At 70.6% G+C, this 17,243-nt stretch carries 19 protein-coding genes and 1 riboswitch; of the genes, 9 read left to right on the top strand and 10 right to left on the bottom strand.

What is annotated here, in order from left to right:
• Positions 1-17: 17 nt before the first annotated feature.
• Genes BM041_RS13415 through BM041_RS13405 form a run of 3 tightly spaced genes read right to left on the bottom strand, consistent with a single transcriptional unit; the run spans position 18 to position 2,801 of the window.
• Positions 18-1,100 carry an Ldh family oxidoreductase gene (locus tag BM041_RS13415; RefSeq protein WP_092960243.1) on the bottom strand — a complete coding sequence of 361 codons (1,083 nt, stop codon included), beginning with the start codon at positions 1,098-1,100 and terminating at the stop codon, positions 18-20.
• 2 nt (positions 1,101-1,102) lie between these two features.
• On the bottom strand, positions 1,103-1,888 hold the full coding sequence (locus tag BM041_RS13410; protein ID WP_092960241.1) for a fumarylacetoacetate hydrolase family protein: 786 nt from the start codon (positions 1,886-1,888) through the stop codon (positions 1,103-1,105).
• Between the two features lie 13 nt (positions 1,889-1,901).
• Positions 1,902-2,801 carry a TauD/TfdA dioxygenase family protein gene (locus BM041_RS13405; RefSeq protein WP_092960239.1) on the bottom strand — a complete coding sequence of 300 codons (900 nt, stop codon included), beginning with the start codon at positions 2,799-2,801 and terminating at the stop codon, positions 1,902-1,904.
• 221 nt (positions 2,802-3,022) lie between these two features.
• Between BM041_RS13405 and BM041_RS13400 the strand changes: the two genes are divergently transcribed.
• Positions 3,023-3,622, top strand: coding sequence for a hypothetical protein (locus BM041_RS13400; protein ID WP_139226051.1), 600 nt, complete (start codon positions 3,023-3,025; stop codon positions 3,620-3,622).
• Between the two features lie 167 nt (positions 3,623-3,789).
• On the opposite strand, the gene BM041_RS13395 is transcribed toward BM041_RS13400, so the two are convergent.
• Positions 3,790-4,275, bottom strand: a complete 486-nt coding sequence (locus BM041_RS13395; protein WP_092960235.1) for a DUF192 domain-containing protein — start codon at positions 4,273-4,275, stop codon at positions 3,790-3,792.
• Positions 4,272-5,423, bottom strand: coding sequence for an acetoin utilization protein AcuC (locus BM041_RS13390; RefSeq protein ID WP_092960233.1), 1,152 nt, complete (start codon positions 5,421-5,423; stop codon positions 4,272-4,274). Before BM041_RS13390 ends, BM041_RS13395 begins: the two co-directional genes overlap by 4 nt.
• A 232-nt stretch (positions 5,424-5,655) precedes the next feature.
• Positions 5,656-5,759: riboswitch (TPP riboswitch) on the top strand.
• Positions 5,760-5,784: 25 nt separating this feature from the next.
• On the opposite strand from BM041_RS13390, the gene BM041_RS13385 reads away from it, so the two are divergent.
• From BM041_RS13385 to BM041_RS13360, 6 genes are all read left to right on the top strand, one after another.
• Positions 5,785-6,483 (top strand): ABC transporter ATP-binding protein, encoded by a 699-nt coding sequence (locus BM041_RS13385; protein ID WP_092960531.1) that lies wholly within the window; start codon positions 5,785-5,787, stop codon positions 6,481-6,483.
• The gene (locus BM041_RS13380; protein WP_092960530.1) at positions 6,483-7,247 is read left to right on the top strand and encodes an ABC transporter permease; all 765 of its coding nucleotides are present in this window, start codon (positions 6,483-6,485) and stop codon (positions 7,245-7,247) included. Before BM041_RS13385 ends, BM041_RS13380 begins: the two co-directional genes overlap by 1 nt.
• Positions 7,244-8,209 (top strand): ABC transporter substrate-binding protein, encoded by a 966-nt coding sequence (locus tag BM041_RS13375; RefSeq protein WP_092960231.1) that lies wholly within the window; start codon positions 7,244-7,246, stop codon positions 8,207-8,209. The genes BM041_RS13380 and BM041_RS13375 overlap by 4 nt, the downstream gene beginning before the upstream one ends.
• A complete protein-coding gene (locus BM041_RS13370) occupies positions 8,206-8,682 on the top strand; it encodes a YaiI/YqxD family protein (RefSeq protein WP_092960229.1) in 477 nt (158 codons plus the stop codon). The genes BM041_RS13375 and BM041_RS13370 overlap by 4 nt, the downstream gene beginning before the upstream one ends.
• 9 nt (positions 8,683-8,691) lie before the next feature.
• Positions 8,692-9,606: an alpha/beta fold hydrolase gene (locus tag BM041_RS13365; protein WP_092960227.1), complete on the top strand. Its 915-nt coding sequence runs from the start codon at positions 8,692-8,694 to the stop codon at positions 9,604-9,606.
• A 254-nt stretch (positions 9,607-9,860) separates the two neighbouring features.
• A complete protein-coding gene (locus BM041_RS13360; RefSeq protein ID WP_175533909.1) occupies positions 9,861-10,835 on the top strand; it encodes a Bug family tripartite tricarboxylate transporter substrate binding protein in 975 nt (324 codons plus the stop codon).
• Positions 10,836-10,893: 58 nt separating this feature from the next.
• Here BM041_RS13360 and prpB read toward each other — a convergent pair whose 3' ends face one another.
• From prpB to BM041_RS13335, 5 genes are all read right to left on the bottom strand, one after another.
• Positions 10,894-11,817 (bottom strand): methylisocitrate lyase, encoded by a 924-nt coding sequence (prpB, locus tag BM041_RS13355; RefSeq protein ID WP_092960223.1) that lies wholly within the window; start codon positions 11,815-11,817, stop codon positions 10,894-10,896.
• 154 nt (positions 11,818-11,971) lie between these two features.
• On the bottom strand, positions 11,972-12,424 hold the full coding sequence (locus tag BM041_RS13350) for a nucleoside deaminase (protein WP_092960221.1): 453 nt from the start codon (positions 12,422-12,424) through the stop codon (positions 11,972-11,974).
• A 16-nt stretch (positions 12,425-12,440) separates the two neighbouring features.
• The gene (locus BM041_RS13345; protein WP_092960219.1) at positions 12,441-13,034 is read right to left on the bottom strand and encodes an MSMEG_1061 family FMN-dependent PPOX-type flavoprotein; all 594 of its coding nucleotides are present in this window, start codon (positions 13,032-13,034) and stop codon (positions 12,441-12,443) included.
• An 11-nt stretch (positions 13,035-13,045) separates the two neighbouring features.
• Positions 13,046-14,035 carry a Bug family tripartite tricarboxylate transporter substrate binding protein gene (locus BM041_RS13340; RefSeq protein WP_092960217.1) on the bottom strand — a complete coding sequence of 330 codons (990 nt, stop codon included), beginning with the start codon at positions 14,033-14,035 and terminating at the stop codon, positions 13,046-13,048.
• A gap of 82 nt (positions 14,036-14,117) precedes the next feature.
• Positions 14,118-15,527: a sodium:proton antiporter gene (locus BM041_RS13335; protein WP_092960215.1), complete on the bottom strand. Its 1,410-nt coding sequence runs from the start codon at positions 15,525-15,527 to the stop codon at positions 14,118-14,120.
• Between the two features lie 159 nt (positions 15,528-15,686).
• Here BM041_RS13335 and BM041_RS13330 point away from each other — a divergent pair, with 159 nt between their 5' ends.
• Positions 15,687-16,343 (top strand): SRPBCC family protein, encoded by a 657-nt coding sequence (locus BM041_RS13330; RefSeq protein ID WP_092960213.1) that lies wholly within the window; start codon positions 15,687-15,689, stop codon positions 16,341-16,343.
• 2 nt (positions 16,344-16,345) lie between these two features.
• Entirely contained in the window at positions 16,346-17,242 is an 897-nt protein-coding gene (locus tag BM041_RS13325) for an AAA family ATPase (protein WP_245762075.1), read from the top strand.
• Position 17,243 lies beyond the last annotated feature (1 nt).

Here is a 17,243-nt window from a genome sequence, read left to right as displayed (position 1 = left end):
GTTCGTGTTCTTCGTTGTCAGCTCAAGAGGTATGGCGCCCCGCTGCGTTCGCAGATGGCGCGGATGTGCCGGTCCAGCGCCTCCGGGATGGGTATCCCGTGTTCCAGCCGGCGCTGCCGTTCGGCTTCCTCCGGATCGCCCGCCACCAGCACGGGGCGCGCGGGGTCGGAGGCCGGCGTGGCGTGCAGCACGTCGATCACGTCATCCAGGTCGTTCTCGAAATCACCCGCTTCGCGGAAGGCGGCGGGATCGATCGCCATGAAGAAATGGCCGAGCCTGTCGGGATCCTCGGGCTTCTGGGTGCGGTTGCGGATGGGGGAGAAGGAGGCGCCGACCAGCGTGCCGCCCAGGATGTGGACCATCATCGCCAGGCCATAGCCCTTGTGGCTCGCCATCTCCGGGCTGCCACCCAGCGGAGAGAGGCCGCCAGCGGCTTCGTCGAACACCACCTGCATGCCGCGCTTCGGGTCCTGCACGGGCGTGCCATCGGCTTCCAGCACCCAGCCGGAGGGCAGCGGCTTGTTGTTGAGGTCGTAGACCTTCACCTTGCCGGCCGCGGTCGTGGTGGTGGCCATGTCCAGCACGAAGTCGCGGTTGCGCTTCGCCGGCGCCGCGAAGGCCAGCGGGTTGGTGCCGAGCACCGGCATCGCGCCCCGCGTCGGCACCATGGCGACGCCACGCGTGGCGCTGGTGACCATGCCGATGGCGCCGCGCCGCGCCGCGATGCGGGCATAGACGCCGGCCGCGCCGAAATGATGGGAGTTGCGCACGCCGACGACGCCGACGCCGACCTCCTTCGCCATATCCACCGCCAGGTTCATGGCGAAGGCGGAGACGGGATGGCCGAGGCCATCGCCGCCATCGACCAGCGCGGTGCAGGCGGTGCGCTTCTCGATCCGCGGCGGGACGGTCAGCTTCACCTTCCCTTCCTGCACGCGCTTCTCATAGGTCATGAGCATCGAGATGCCGTGGCTGTCCACGCCCAGCAGATCGGTCTCCGTCATCGCCTCCACCGTCGTGGCGGCGAGGTCGGGGGACATGCCCCAGCGGTCGAGGATCGCGGCGATCTGCGCGCGCACGCGGTCGGCCTGCACCAGCATGGTCACAGGCCTTCCCGCACGAAGGTGTTTCGCAGATTGCCGAGGCCCGTGATCTCCACATCGACAACGTCACCATGCTTCAGGTCGGGGCTGACGCCATCGGTGCCGAGCCAGATGACGTCGCCGGGCCAGAGCGTCAGGTATCTTGTCATCACGCTGATGAAATGCGCCGTGCTGAACAGCATATGGCCGGTGGCGAAGCTGGTGCGGATCTCGCCATTCAGGCGCACATTGGTGGTGGCCGCCTCCATGTCGAAATCGGTGTCGATCCAGGGCCCCATGGGCTTGAAGGTGTCGGTGTTCTTGCCGCGCCAGAAGGTGCGGTCGTTCTTCTGCCAGGTCCGCTCCGACACATCGTTGCCGATGGTCCAGCCCATGACGCAGGACAGCGCCTCGGCCTCGCTAAGGTTCTTCGCCTTCTTCCCGATGACGGCGACGATCTCGCCCTCATAGTGGATCTTCTCCCCGGCATCGGCGGGGATCACCACGTTCTCGCCATGGGCGATCAGGGCGTTGACGGCGCGGTAGCCGATATCCGCCTTGGTCGGGATGTTCGGCGTCTCGCCGCGCTTCTTCGCGCCCTCGATCACATGTTCCACGTAGTTGAGGCCGGCGGCGTAGAAGGTGCGCGGGATCAGCGGAACCTCGATCTTCACCGCCGCCAGGTCATGGCGGCGAGAGGTCGTCTCATAGCCCGCGAAGGGATCGCCCGCGACTTCCGCGATGCGGTCGCCTTCGAGGATGCCGTAGGCCGTGCGGCCCTCGGCGGTGAACTTGATCCAGCGCATGTCGTCGGTGTCCTCAGGCGGCCAGGGCGCGCTGGATGAAATCGGTCTGGAAGACCTGGTCCGCCATGACCTGGCAGCGCTTCATCAGGCGGTGTTCATGCGGCAGGTAGTCCGGGATGGCGTTGTGCAGCGTGCCGATATTGTCCCAGATCAGCACATCGCCTTCCGTCCAGACATGCGTGTGCAGGAAACGATCCTCCAACTGGTGCGCGAAGAGGATGTCGAGGATGCGGTCGCTCTCGGCCTCATCCAGCTCATTGATCCGCACGGCATAGCCGGGGTTGCAGTAGAGCACCTGGCGGCCCGTGATGGGGTGGGTCAGGAAGATCGGGTGGACCGAGGGCGGGCGCTTGGCGCGCTGTTCCGCCGTCAGCGGCGGACGGATGCTGCCGGGGCGGCTGACCATCTTGTCCCAGAACTTGTTGAAGTCATGCGTGGCGGTGAGGCCGGCCAGCTTCGTCTTCAGTGCAGGATCAAGTTCGTCATAGGCCGCGTGCATGTTGGCGAACATGGTGTTGCCCAGCGGCGTGCCGTTGCGCTTCGGCACCTTGAAGGCGTTCAGCACATTCACGAAGCCCATCGTGTCCCGGTAGGACATGTCGGTGTGCCAGTCCTGCCCGGCATCGTTGATGCCGAGCGCGACACCGTTCTCCACGATGTTGGACAGGAAGCCGACTTCCGGCACGTCCTTGTCCTGGAACTTGCCGGTGATGGAGGTCTGGATGCTGCCGAAGCGGGCGGAGAAGTCGCGCAGCGCCGCGCTTTCCAGGAACTGACCCGGGAAGCAGAGCACGCCGTAGCGGCCGAGGGCGCGCAGCACGGCGGCGAAATCGGCATCACCCATGGGCTTCGAGAGATCGAGGCCGGTGATGCTGGCGCCGAGGGTGGAATCATTGGGCGTGACGGTGACCATGGCTCGTTTCCCCTTGCGGCGGCGCGGCGCACAAAGGCCCGGCCGTCTCATTCAATTATTCCCGCATCCTGGCACTACGCCGCGGTAGCTCGCAATCCCGGGCCGAGGGCGGTGACGTGATCGCGACGGGCGCATGGGGAAGGAGAATTCCTTCCATCCGAGCCTGGATTTCCTCTATTGTCCGTCCGGCGAGGGGAGTGCAGCGACAGAGCATGAACAGCATGGCAACCCGGAACACGGCGCCGGACCCGGTGCGGGCCCGCATCCTCGAAGCCGCGCGGGACCGGCGGCTGGGGCTCAAGGCGCTGTCGCTGCGGCTCGGGCGGAACCCCAGCTACCTCCAGCAATTCATCGCGCGCGGCACGCCGCGGCGCCTGCCGGAGGATTTGCGCCAGGCGCTGGCCGGGCTGCTCGGCCTGCCGGAAGCCGCGTTGCGGGCGGATGCCACGCCCCTCCCCGCCCCGACCGGCCTCCGCCTGCCCCTGTACCGGGAGGGTGAGGACCGGCTGCTGCCGGCCGCGCCGCCGGCGCGACGCCTGGCGGCGGAGGGCTTCGTGCCGGCCGAGCCCGGCATGGTGGCGGTGATGCTGGCGGAGCCCCGCGGGCTGCTTCAGCCGCGCCACCTGCTGCTGTGCGATCCCGGCCAGCCCGCCCGCGCCGGCGATGTGGTGCTGGTGGTGGAGGCGGGCGCGATCCTCGGCCTCGGCGTCATGCAGCCGGGGCCGCGGGAGCGGATCGGCTGGATCGAGGAAGGCGCGGCGCGGGAGGCGTCGCGGGAGACCGCCAGGCCCTGGCGGGTGGTGGCCGCCCGGCTGGCGTGACCGGGTAGGGTCCAAGGCCAATCAGACCCGAGGCGGATGGCCGAGGATCGCGTGGCAGGCCGCAAGGAAGGACGCGCCGCCGATGCTGGTTGCATCGGCAAGCGGCCTCACGCCGCGGATGCCGCGAGAGACCGGCCAGGCGCCCGGCGGATGATTGGGTTTGGACCCTAAGGCGCCGTGCCGAACATCCGGTGCAGCACGCGGTCGCCGACGCGGATGTCGAGCCGTTCCGTGATTCCGGCCTGCAACTCCAGCGTGGCGCGGACCGGGCCGCGGCTGTCGATCGGTGTCAGGCTCAGCGGCACCGTCCGCTCCGCGATCCGGTGGATGCGGCCATCGGCGGCGATGAACACCATGTCGAGCGAGGTGATGGTGTTGCGCATCCACATGGAGCTTTCGCGCGGGCTGCCCCAGTCGAAGATCATGCCCTCATTCGCGCCGACGGAGGGGCGGAACATCAGCCCGACCATCTGCTGGTCCGGGCTGATCGCCATTTCCACGTCGAATTCGTGCCGGCGGCCCTCCCGCCCCACGATCACCAGGCGCTCCGTCGGCAGCTTCGGCTGCGGGCGGTCCACGCCAGGCTGCGCCAGGGCGGCGGCGGGGGCGGCGATGAGGCCGAGGGCGGAGAGCAGCGTCTGGCGTCGGGTCATGAGCGCAGCATAGCAGCGGCTTCGCGCGCGCCGGAAGGCTCCGGCAGGTGCCGCAGCGTGGCGGGCGCCAGGGCGCGCACCGCCTCCCGCACCGGGCCGGGGCGGGGCGGGTCGGCGATGGTGGTGAACCAATGCTCCGGCGGATTGCGGCCGGCGGCGCGGGAGAAGGTGAGGCCGCGCAGCACGGCCTCCGCCGCCGGGGGGATGCGGGGCGGGATGGGCAGGTCGTTCAGCGTGGCCCAGATCCCGGCCCAGCAGCGTGCGACGGACCAGGGATTGTACCCCCCGCCGCCCAGCACGATCAGGCGCGGCGCCAGCCCGCGCAGCGCGGACACCATGGCCCGATGCGCGTTGTTGGACAGCGAGAGCTTCGAGAGCGGGTCTTCCTCGATCGCATCCGCCCCGCACTGGAGCATGATCGCCTGCGGCTGCCAGTGCCGGATCAGCGGCAGGATGGCGTGGCGCTTGAGAAAATCCATCTCGCTGTCGTTGAAGCCGGGGGGCACGGGCAGGTTGCGGGCATGGCCGCCGGCCTGGTCCTCCACGCGGCCGGTATGCGGCCAGCGCCCGGCCTCATGGACCGAGACGGTGAAGACGCGCGGATCATCGGCGAAGGCGTCCTCCACCCCATCGCCGTGATGGGCATCGATATCGAGGTAGAGGATGCGATCGAGGCCGAGGTCGAGCCATTCCAGCAGGCCGAGCACGGCGTCGTTGAGGTAGCAGAAGCCGCTCGCCCGGTCCGGGCGGCCGTGATGGGTCCCGCCGCCCGGCACATGCACCACCCCGCCATGCTGCGTGAGGCGCGCGGCCAGCGTCACGCCGCCGGCGCCGGTGGCGGGGCGGGAGAAGACTTCCCGGTAGACGGGGTTGCCATCGGCGCCGATGCGGAAGCGTTCGCGATGCGCGGGGTCCACCTGTTGGGTCGCCTCGGCCTGCATCAGGGCGGCGATGTAGTCCCGGTCGTGGAAGCGGGTCAGCGCCTCCGGCGTGGCGCGGGGGCTGTCGATGTATTGCCTGGGCGCCACCCAGCCCATGGCGCGCACCAGGTCCAGCGTGGTGGAGACGCGCGGAATGGCGAGGGGATGCTTCGGTCCATAGGTGGAGCCGCGATAGATCTCGGAACCGATGAGGAGCGGTCTGGTCATCGGCACCGAGATGGGGGCGCTCAGCGCCGGATGAAGGCCAGCAGCGGCGTACCCCCCCCCCGATAGGCGTTGCCATGGGCGGCCAGGTCGGGGCCGCTGACACCGAACAGGCCGGAGGCGAAGGCATCGGCCATGGGCGGCGGCAGAGGGCGGTGCATCGGAGGTTGCGTGTCGGTCTGGACAGGCCAGCCCCCTCCCCTTGCCCTCCGCCACAGGCCCCCGCATAACCGCCGCCGTCATCGGGGGGAGCCCATCGGGGGCTGAGAGGCGGGCGACCGCGACCCCACGAACCTGATCCGGGTCATGCCGGCGAAGGGAACGGTGTCTGCCTGTGGTCGATCGCGCGCCCGGATTCCGTATCATGCTGCCCCAGGGGCTGGCCCTTGGTGGCGTGCCTGTGCTCGGGCAGCTCGACCTGGCGATCGCGGGCGGGGCGACCACGGCGCTGCTCGGGCCTTCCGGGTCCGGGAAATCGACGCTGCTGCGGCTGGTGGCGGGGCTGCTGCCGGTGCCCGCGGGGGCCAGCGTGACGCCGCTGGCCGGCCAGGTCGCCTATATGGCGCAGCAGGATCTGCTGGTGCCCTGGCGGGACGTGCTGGGCAACGTGACCATGGGCGCGCATCTCCGCGGCCAGGCGCCGGACCTGGCGCGGGCGCGGGCGCTGCTGGCGGCGGTCGGGCTGACGGAGGCCGATGCCCGCAAGCAGCCCGCCCAGCTTTCCGGCGGAATGCGGCAGCGCGTGGCGCTCGCCCGCACCCTCATGGAAGACCGGCCCGTCGTGCTGATGGATGAGCCCTTCAGCGCCGTCGATGCGCCGACGCGCCACCGGATGCAGTCGCTCTCCGCCGGGCTGCTGGCCGGGCGCACCGTGCTGCTGGTGACGCATGACCCGCTGGAGGCGCTGCGCCTGGCGGACCGCATCCTGGTGCTGGGCGGCAGCCCCGCCACGCCAGCGGAGGTCCCGGTGCCGGATGGCGCCCCGCCCCGCCCCGCGGGCGATCCGGCACTGCTGGCGGCGCAGGCGGCGCTGCTGGAACGGCTGGCGGAGGCCGTTTCGTGATCCGGGCCGCGATCGCGGGCCTCGGCCTGCTGCTGCTGTGGCACGGCTTCGTCTGGCTGACAGAGGTGCCGCCCTTCCTGCTGCCCTCCCCGGCCCGGGTCGCGACGGCGCTGGTGGATCGCTGGGACATCATCCTCGGTCACGCGCTGACGACGGGGGCGGAGATCCTGCTGGGCCTGCTGCTCGGCTCCCTGCTCGGCTGCCTGATGGCGCTGACCCTGGCCGCCTGGCCGGCGGGGCGGCGCTGGCTGCTGCCGCTGCTGCTGGTCAGCCAGGCCATCCCGGTCTTCGCCATCGCGCCGCTGCTGGTCCTGTGGCTGGGCTATGGCATGGCCAGCAAGGTCGCGATGGCGGTCCTCATCATCTTCTTCCCTGTCGCCACCGCCTTCCATGACGGGCTGCGGCGGACGGAGCCGGGGCTGCTCGACCTCGCCTCGACCATGGGTGCCTCGCCCGTCGCGGTGCTGTGGCGGGTGCGGGTGCCGGCGGCGCTGCCATCCCTTGCCTCCGGGTTGAGGGTCGCGGCGGGGGTGGCGCCGATCGGGGCGATCGTGGGGGAATGGGTCGGGTCCTCGGCGGGGCTCGGCTACCTGATGCTCCAGGCCAATGGGCGGTCCCAGGCGGATGTCATGTTCGCCGCCCTCTTCGTGCTGGCGGTCATGTCGCTGGCGCTCTGGTTCACCACCGACCGGCTGCTGCGGGCCGCCATCCCCTGGCAGCCGGATTCACTTCTTTCCGAGAACAACAGGAAGGTCACGCCATGAAGCGGCTTCTGATCGCGCTTGCCGCGCTGCTTGCCTTGTCGCCACCCGTCGCTGCGCAGCCCGCGCGGGACCAGCTGACGGTGCTGCTGGACTGGTTCATCAACCCCGACCATTTGCCCATCATCATCGCGCAGGAGCGCGGCGATTTCGCGCGCGCCAACCTCGATGTGCGGATCCAGGCGCCGGCCGATCCGAACGACCCGCCGCGGCTGGTCGGCGCGCGCCGCGCCGATATCGGCGTCTTCTACCAGAAGAACCTGCACCTGGCGGTGGACCAGGGGCTGCCGCTGGTGCGCGTCGGCACGCTGGTGGCGACCCCGCTCTCCACCCTGACCGTGCTGCGGGATGGCCCGGTGCGCACGCTGGCGGATCTCCGCGGCCGGCGCGTGGGCTATTCCGTGGCGGGGTTCGAGGAAGTGGTGATGGGCGTGATGCTGGAAGGCGTCGGGCTCCGGCTGTCCGACATCCGGCTGGTGAACGTCAATTTCGGCCTGTCCTCCGCCCTCATGTCCGGGCAGGTGGATGCCATCCTCGGCGGATTCCGGAACTTCGAGCTGCATCAGCTCGACATCGAGAACCGGCCCGGCCGCGCCTTCTTCCCGGAGCAGTACGGGATGCCGGCCTATGACGAGCTGATCTACATCACCCATCGCGACCGCGCCCGGGACCCGGTGCTGCGCCGCTTCATCGATGCGACGGAGGCCGCGACCCATTTCCTGGTGAACAACCCCGAGGAATCCTGGCGCATGTTCATCGCGGGGCAGCGGCGGGAGCTGGACAATGAACTCAACCGCCGCGCCTTCGCCAGCACGGCCAACCGCTTCTCCCTGAGCCCCGGCGCGCTGGACCGGAACCGGTATGAGCGCTTCGCCCGCTTCCTGCTGGACCGGCGGATGATCCGGGCGGTGCCGGCGCTGGACACCTATGCGGTGGAACTGCCGGCCGCTATCTCCGCCCGGTGACACCCAACACCCGCCTCCTGGTCGATGCCGATGCCTGCCCGGTGCGGGAGGAGATCCTGCGCGTGGCGGCCCGGCTGGGGCTGGAGGTGATCTTCGTCTCCAACGGGTCCCGCCCCATCCGGCCGCCGCAACAGGCGATGGTCCGCATCGTCATCGTCACGGATGGGGCGGACAAGGCGGATGACTGGATCGCGGAGGAAGCGCGGCCGACCGATGTCTGCCTGACCGCGGATATCCCGCTGGCCAAGCGGTGCCTGGACAAGACGGCCTTCTGCCTCAACTTCAAGGGCCATCCCTGGACGCAGAACAACATCGGCTCCGCTTTGGCCGGGCGGGCGGTGTCGCAGCATCTGCGGGAACTCGGCATGGGTGGCGGGCCGCCGCCCATGGCGGGGGCGGACAAGTCCCGCTTCCTCAATGCGCTGGACGCCATGGCGCATGCGGCGTTGCGGGTGGCGCGGGCGGGGGGATAGGCTCGCCCCATGCTCAGCACCAAGGCCAGCGCCAGCTTCCTGCCCGGCGAGGATTTCGCGGGCGTCGGCCTGCGGCCGCCGCTCGATCCGTCCTACGCCATGCGGCGGATGACCCTGCCGACCGGCGTGACCATGGCCTTCACCTACAGGCCCGGCGCCGGCCTGCCGATCCTGTTCCTGACGGCCAACCGCACAACGCGCCGCATCTTCGACTTCGTGCTGGCCGAACTCGACCTGCCCAACCCGGTGCTGGTGCCGGATTACCGGGGCCTCGGCGAGAGCGACGCGCCGGCGGGATCGCTGTTCCGGCTGGAGGAGCACCGGGAGGACCTGGTGGCGCTGACCCGCGCGCTGGGGTGGAAGCGCTTCGCGGTGGTGGGGCAGGCGACGGGGGCGACGCTGGCGCTGCTGCTGGCGACCAGGCTGCCGGAAGGCGTGGTGGCGGTGGCGGCCGGCGATCCCGCCATCGGGCTGCGCGACGATGTCTTTGCCCTGTTCCTCGACCAGGTGGAGCGCCATGACCGCGGCTTCGCGACGCGGGCGGAGGCGCTGGCGGAGACGCCGTTCCGGGAGGCCTGGACCGACGCCGTGGCCGAGCACTGGCTCGATACCGCGCTGATGGACTGCCCGGATGGGCGGCTGCGCTGGCGCTATGACGTGGCCGGCATCACGGAAACCCAGCGGGCGCTGACCGCCGATTTCTGGCGCGACATCGATGTGGCCCAGCCCACCCTGCTGTTCGGCGGCGAGCATTGCACCGTGATCGGCCCCGCCGCGATGGCGCGCGCGCGGGAGGCGATCCCGCAGGCGCGGCTGGAGGTGCTGGCCGGCGCCAACCACCGGCTGACGCAGGACAATCCGGCGGGTTTCGCCGCGCTGGTGCGGGGATTCCTGGCGCGGGAATGTGCATCCGTGGCTTTTTAGCCACTAACCCGTTTAAGCCGATTATGCCGATTAGCCGCGTTTAGCACCGTTTTTCGCGGCACCTTCCCGCCCCCTGCCACGGCGCGTTGCTTCCCAGGGGGGCGCGGAAGGGGCGCTGCGGGCATGGGGGCGGGTTGGTAGCAGAGAACGTATCAGGAACTGAAACCGGAAGCGAGCTTTTCCGCGCGCCGGCGGGGCGCTTGCGGCGTCGTCGAATCCGGTGCGCAATGCGCACGCGGTATCGAGGAACGAACATGACCTTCACACGACGCGGCTTCACGGCGATGGCGGCAGCTTGCCTTGCCTCGCCTGCCCTGGCGCAGGCGCCCTGGCCGTCCCGCCCGCTGCGCTGGATCGTGCCCTATGCGCCCGGCGGAGGCTCCGACTTCCTGGCGCGCAGTCTGGCGGCGGCGATCAGCGGGCCGCTCGGCCAGGCGGTGACGGTGGATAACCGTCCCGGCGGCGCCACCATCCCGGCCAGCGAGGCGACGGCGCGGGCGGCGCCGGATGGCTACACGCTGCTCTCGGCCGATCTGACGGCGCTGGTCATCACGCCGGCGATGGCGCGGCGCCTGCCCTATGATCCCATCCGGGATTTTCGGCCGGTGGCGCCGATCGCGCGCTTCCCCTTCGTGCTGGTGGTGCATCCCGATCTGCCGGTGCGGACGGGGCCGGAGCTGGTGGCCTGGGCGCGGGCCCGGCCGGGGGCGCTGAATGTCGGCAGCCCCGGCGTCGGCACGCCGAGCCACCTGGCGACGGAGCGCTTCATGCGCAGCACGGGCACGCAGGTGGCCCATGTGGCGTATCGCGGCGGCGCGCCGGCGGTGCAGGACCTGGTCACCGGCGTCGTGCAGGCGATGTTCATCGACTATGCCTCCGGCGCGCCGCACATCGCCTCCGGCGCCGTCCGCGCCATCGGCATCCCGGCGCCGCAGCGCCTCGGCCTGCTGCCGGATGTGCCGACGCTGGCGGAACAGGGGCTGACGGGGGCGGATATCTATTCCTGGCAGGGCGTGGTGGTGCCGGCGGCGACGCCGGAGCCGATCGCGGCGCGGTTGCAGGCGGAGCTGGACCGGGCGCTGCGGACGGAAGCCGTGGCGGCGCGGCTGCGGTCGATCAGCCTGGAACCGTTTCCGGGGACAGGCGCCGACTTTGCCGGGCTGATCGCGAGCGAGACGGCGGTCTGGGCGCCGCTGATCCGGGAGCTGGGGATCACGCTGGATAGCTGAGGGGGCGCAAACCCCCACCCCGACCCTCCCCCGCAAGCGCGGGGGAGGGAGTTGACGGTCACTTGCCCTGCGGCATGCCGGTCGGGATGATGGTCTTGACCAGGGACGAATCCAGCGCCTCGTAGTCGTGGTAGCCGATGGTCTCGTAGAGCTGGGCGCGGGTCTGCATGCGGTCCAACTGGTTCTGGGTGCCGCCATCGCTGCGGATCGCGGCGTAGAGCGTCTCCATCGCGCGGGCCGCGACGCGGAGGTGGCTGACCGGCCAGATCACCATGTTGTAGCCGAGGTCCTCGAACTCCTTGGCCGTCAGGAAGGGCGTGCGGCCGAATTCGGTCATGTTGGCCAGCAGCTTCACGCCGGGCATCCGCTTCGCGAATTCGGCGAACATCTCCCGCGTCGTCAGCGCCTCCGGGAACACGGCGTCGGCGCCGGCTTCCAGATACAGCTTGGCGCGGGCGACGGCGCCGTCCATGCCCTCGCTCGCCGCCGCATCGGTGCGGGCGATGATGTAGAGGTGGCGGCGGGCCTTGCGGGCGGCGGCGACCTTGGCGGCCATGTCACGGGCATCGGCCAGCTTCTTGTCGTTGAGGTGCCCGCACTTCTTGGGCAGCAGCTGGTCTTCCAGGTGCACGGCGCCGGCGCCGGCTTCCTCGAACACGCGGACCATGTGCATGACGTTCAGCGCTTCCCCATAGCCGGTGTCGCCATCGACCAGCGTGGGAAGGCCGGCGGCGCGGGTGACCTGGCGGATATAGGCGGCCACTTCATCCACCGTGATCATGCCGAGGTCGGGCAGGCCCATGGTGGCGGACATGGCGGCGCCGGACATGTAGAGCGCCTCGAACCCCTGCTTCCTGGCCAGCAGCGCGGCGATGCCGAGATGCGCGCCGGGCATCTGGAGGATCTGCGGCCGGTCCAGCAGGGCGCGGAAGCGCACGCCGGCGGGGGCATCGGGCAGGTCATCGGCGACAACATAGGGCATGGACGGCTCCGTGATCTCGGGTTCGGGCCAGTGTGGCACCGGAAGCGCCACCCCGGCCAGACGGCCAGCCCGGCAAGGGGGCCATGGCAGACCCGCCGACAGGACCGACTGGCCCGGTGCTTCGCGCGGAATCGGCGAAATCCGCTGGGCCAGTTCAGCCCGGCGGATCCACCCCGATATCCTCCGCCCAGACTGCCGGCTTCTCCCGCTGGAAGCGCTGCATCAGCGCCACGCAGGCGGGATCGTCCAGCACGGTGACGGCGACGCCGCGCGACTGAAGAAAGTCCTCGTTGCCGTCGAAGCTCCGGTTCTCCCCGATGACGACCCGCGAAATGCCGAACTGGATGATGGTGCCGGTGCACATCATGCAGGGCGTCAGCGTGGTGTAGAGGGTGGTGCCGGCATAGCTCCGCATCCGGCCGACGCGGCGGAGGCAATCCATCTCCCCATGCGCGATGGGGTCGCCATCCTGGACGCGGCGGTTGTGGCCGCCGCCGAGGAGGCGGCCCTCCACGCCGACGAGGACGGCGCCGACGGGCACGCCGCCTTCGTCGAAGCCGCGCTGGGCCTCCGCGAGGGCCAGGGCCATGAAGCCGGCGTCGTCCATGGGCGTGTCGCCTCCGTCAGTAGAGATGCGCCTCATAGGCATGGGCCACGCGCGTCTCGGCCTCCTGCTCCCCGATCCGGCCGGTCTGGCGGGCCAGGATGCGGCCGAGGCTCGGGATCTCGCCTGGTGTGGCGTGGCGGGCGGGGTCCCAGAGGGCGCTGCGCTTGAGGGACTTGCCGCAGTGGAAGAAGACCTCCTCCACCGTGACCAGCAGGGCGCTTTTCGGCAGGCGGTCCTGCGCAGCCAGGCCGCCCAGCGTGGCGGTATCCGTCACCAGGGTTGCGCTGCCGTTGACGCGCAGCGTCTCCAGCACCCCCGGCACGAAGAACAGCAGCCCGAGCTTCGGGTTGGCGGCCAGGTTCTGGAGGCTGTCCACGCGGTTGTTGCCGGGCCGGTCGGGGATCAGCAGGCGCCTGTCGTCCAGCACCACGACGAAGCCGGGCGCATCGCCGCGGGGGGAGGCATCGCAATTCCCCGCCGCATCCGCGGTCGCCATCACCAGGAAGGGGGAGCGGGCGATGAAGAGGCGCGCGAAGTCATCGAGCGTGTCGAACTGCTTCGCGACGGCCAGCGCCGTGGGCTCGGGGTAGATCGACCGGAGATCGTCCATGCGGTGCCGCCTCAGCTCGGGGTGGCGCCGGAGGCGCGGACCACGGGTTCCCATTTCGTGAGTTCGGCCTGCACGAAGGCGGCGGTGCCCTGCGGCGTGGTGCCGGTGACGGCGGGCTGGCCCATCTCCGACAGGCGCTGCGCGACTTCGGCCTCCCCGACCACCGCGTTCAGGGTGGTGTTGAGGAGCTGGATGATGGGCGCGGGCGTGCCGGCGGGGGCGAAGACGACGTTCCAGGTATAGGCCTCGAACCCCGGCATCCCGGCTTCCGCGAAGGTCGGCAGGCTGGGCAGGGCGGCGGCGCGGTCCGGCGTCGCGATGGCCAGCGCGCGGATGCGGTTGTCCTGCACGAAGGGGACGACGGAGGCGAGCGCATCGGTGGCGAAATCGACCCGGCCGGCGAGGAGATCGGCCGCCATGGGCGCGGAGCCGCGATAGGGGATGTGGGTGGCCTGGGTGCCGAGCTGCTGCATCAGCAGCACGGCCGCCAGGTGGCCCATGGAACCGGTGCCGGAGGAGCCGTAGTTCATCTGGCCGGGCCTGGCGCGCAGCAGGGCGATGAATTCCGGCAGGTCCCGCGCCGGCAGGCCGGGATGCGTGACCAGCACGATGGGCACGCGGGCGATCTGCGCGATCGGCGCGAAATCGCGGATGGGGTGGAAGGGCAGCCTGCCATCCTGAAGCGTCGGGTTGACGGCATGGGTGGTGGCGGTGCCGATCAGCAGGGTGTGGCCGTCCGGCGCCGCGCGGGCCACCGCTTCCGCCGCGATGGCGCCGCCCGCGCCGGGGCGGGCATCGACCACGACGGGCTGGCCGAGGCGCGCCGCCATGCGGTCCGCGATCAGGCGGGCGACGATGTCGGTCGGCCCGCCGGCGGCGAAGGGGATGATGATCCGGATGGGGCGCGCGGGGTAGGCGGGCTGCGCCAGGGCGGCGCTGCCCGGCAGGGCGGCGGCGCCGAGGGCCGTCAGCGCAAGGCGTCGCGAGAGCATGGCCGTCATCCGCCTTCGTTCCTGTCGTCGCGGGCATCCTGCCGCGCCGGGCGCGCCTGTCAACGCGCGCCCGATGGCGAAGCCAGCGACCTCAGAAGAAGATCAGCGTCACCAGCACGAACAAGGGCAGCAGGATGCAGGCGGCCCAGGCGCAGTAGCCGAAGAAGGATGGCATGCGTTCGCCATTCTCCTCCACGATGGCCTTCACCATGAAGTTGGGCGCGTTGCCGATATAGCTGTTGGCGCCCATGAACACCGCGCCGCAGGAGATGGCGGCGAGCACCAGCGCGCCCTGCGTCATCAGGTAGGCCGGATCGCCGCCGGCCAGTTCGAAGAAGACGATGTAGGTCGGCGCGTTGTCGAGGAAGGAGGACAGCGCCCCCGACATCCAGAAATAGACCCAGGGGATGGGTGCGCCATTGGCGTCGGACGTCAGCGCCACCAGGCCCGCCGCCGCCCCCGCGCTGCCGGCGCGGAGGATCGCCAGCACCGGCGCCATGGTGAGGAAGATGGCGGCGAAGAGTTTCGCCACTTCCAGGATCGCGCCCCAGGCGAAGCCGTTGGCTTCGCGGAGCGCGGGGGTGGTGCCGAAGACGGAGACCAGGGTGATGGCGGCGAAGAGGGCGATGCCGACCAGCTTCTCGACCTCCATCGGGTGGCCGAGGACGGGGACGACGCCGAGCTTGACGTAGCCCATGGCGATGACGACGGCGACGATGGCGCCGAGCAGGCCGACATTCAGCCAGCCCTCGATGGAAAGCGGCTCCTTCGTCGTGGTCACGGGCGGCACCGGCTTCTCCCGGTTCCAGGCGATGGTATCGAAGACCCAGTAGAGGGCGAGCAGCACGACGGCGCAGAGCAGGAATTCGCCGAACATGTGCGTCGTCGGCCAGAAGAAGGACACGCCGCGGAGGAAGCCGAGATAGAGGGGCGGGTCGCCGACGGGGGTCAGGCTGCCGCCGATATTGGCGACCAGGAAGATGAAGAAGACGAAGGTGTGGGTCTTGTTGCGGCGGAAGGCGTTGGCGCGCAGCACGGGGCGGATCATCACCATGGCGGCGCCGGTGGTGCCCATCAGGCTGGCGAGCACGGTGCCGATGGCCAGCAGCGCGACATTGGTGCCGGGGGTGCCGACCAGCGATCCCTTGAGCATGACGCCACCGCCCGCGGTGTAGAGCGCGGTGAGCAGGGCGATGAAGGGGATGTATTCCAGCACCGCCACATGGCTGAATTCATACCAGGCGGCGCCGGGGCCGAAGAATGCGGCGAAGGGCAGCAGGAACAGCGCCGCCCAGCCGGCGGCGATCTTGCCGTAGTGGTGGTGCCACAACCCCGCGGCGAACAAGGGCATCAGCGCGATGGAGAGCAGGATGCCCACGAAGGGGATGGTCCAGGCCAGGGAGAGTTCCGCCCCCGGCACGCCGGCCGCCCAGGCCGGCGCCGGCAGCGCGGCCAGCAGCACGGCCAGTCCCAGATGGCGCAGCAGGCGCTCCGTCCCCATTCCCCTGTCTCCCCAGACCCCGGGATTGCGCATACAGGCAACCATCGCCGCCGTCACGATCCTGTCCGGCGCGGCCTTCCGGGCGCCTCCCCCGCCCCCTGCCCTTTCCGCCCGCGCCCGCCGGGCCTAACTTCGCCGCCGACAGACGGAGTGATCCCCATGGAAATGACTGGCGAACGGCGCATCGGCGCACCCCGCGAAGCGGTCTGGGCCGCGCTGAACGACCCCGCCGTGCTGAAGGAAGCGATTCCGGGCTGCGAGAGCGTGGAGCGGATCGGGGACGACCAGTTCCAGGCCAAGGTGTCCATGAAGCTCGGCCCGATGTCGGCCAAGTTCGGCGGCAAGGTCACGCTGTCCAACATCAACCCGCCGGCCTCCTACACCATTTCGGGGGAAGGCACGGGCGGCGCCATGGGCTTCGCCAAGGGCGGCGCGGATGTCGCGCTGGATGAGGTCGGGCCCAGCGAGACGGTGCTGCGCTACAACGTGAAGGCGCAGGTCGGCGGCAAGATGGCGCAGCTCGGCGCGCGGCTGATCGACAGCACGGCCAAGTCCATGGCCGACCAGTTCTTCGACCGCTTCGCCGCGCAGCTGACGCCGGCGGTGCCGGAGCCGGTGGCCGAGGCCCCGGCGGCGGTCGAGGGCGCCGCGCCCGCCGCCCCCGCCCGGGCCGCCGCCCCGGCACCGGCCGGAGACGACATCTTCGCCAAGGCCGGGCGGCTGCTGACGCAGGATTTCATGGGCTTCCCGCCGCAGGTCTGGCTGGGCGGCGGGGCCATGGTCGTGATCCTGGCGCTGCTGTTCCTGGTGCGCTGAGCGTGACGACGCCCGCCGACGTCGCCGCCACGCAGCGCCTGCTGGGGGAAGGCGGCTATGTCGCCGACCGCCAGCTGGCCACCACCATCCACCTGGCGCTGAAGATGGGCCGGCCCATCATGCTGGAAGGCGAGCCGGGGACGGGCAAGACGGAGATCGCCAAGGTCCTGGCCGCGCAGCTGCCGCGCCGCCTGGTGCGGCTGCAATGCTATGACGGCATGGATCTGGCCTCCGCCGCCTATGAGTGGAACCACGCCAGGCAGCTGATGGCGATCCGGCTGGCGGAAGCCAGTGGGGAGGCGGGGGACAAGGGCAGCCTGGAGCGGGGCATCTATGACCGCCGCTTCCTCCAGGCCCGGCCGCTGCTGCAGGCGCTGGAGGGGGAACCCGCCGTGCTGCTGATCGACGAACTCGACCGCGCGGACGAGCCCTTCGAGGCCTTCCTGCTGGAGATCCTGGCGGATTTCCAGGTGACGATCCCGGAACTCGGCACGGTGAAGGCCGCGACGCCGCCCGTGGTGGTCATCACCTCGAACCGGACGCGGGAGGTGCATGACGCGATCCGCCGGCGGTGCCTGTATCACTGGGTGGACTACCCCAATGCGGCGCGGGAACGGGCGATCCTGAAGATCCGGGCGCCGCAGGTCAGCGACAGGCTCTCCGCCCAGGTGGTGGCCTTCGTGCAGGCGGTGCGGGGCGCCGATACCTTCAAGCCGCCGGGGGTGGCGGAGACCATCGACTGGGCGCAAGCGCTCTCCGCGCTGGATGCGAAGGAGCTGGAGCCCGCTTTGGTGGATGAGACGCTGGGCGCGCTGCTGAAATACCAGGACGACATCGCCAAGATCCGGGGCGCGGAGGCCGCGCGGCTGGTGACGGAAGCGAAGCAGGCGGCGGCGTGAG

The sequence above is a fragment of the Falsiroseomonas stagni DSM 19981 genome (assembly GCF_900114315.1).
In the GTDB taxonomy this organism is placed as follows: Bacteria; Pseudomonadota; Alphaproteobacteria; order Acetobacterales; family Acetobacteraceae; genus Falsiroseomonas; species Falsiroseomonas stagni.
This window is presented reverse-complemented; position numbering and strand designations above follow the sequence as displayed.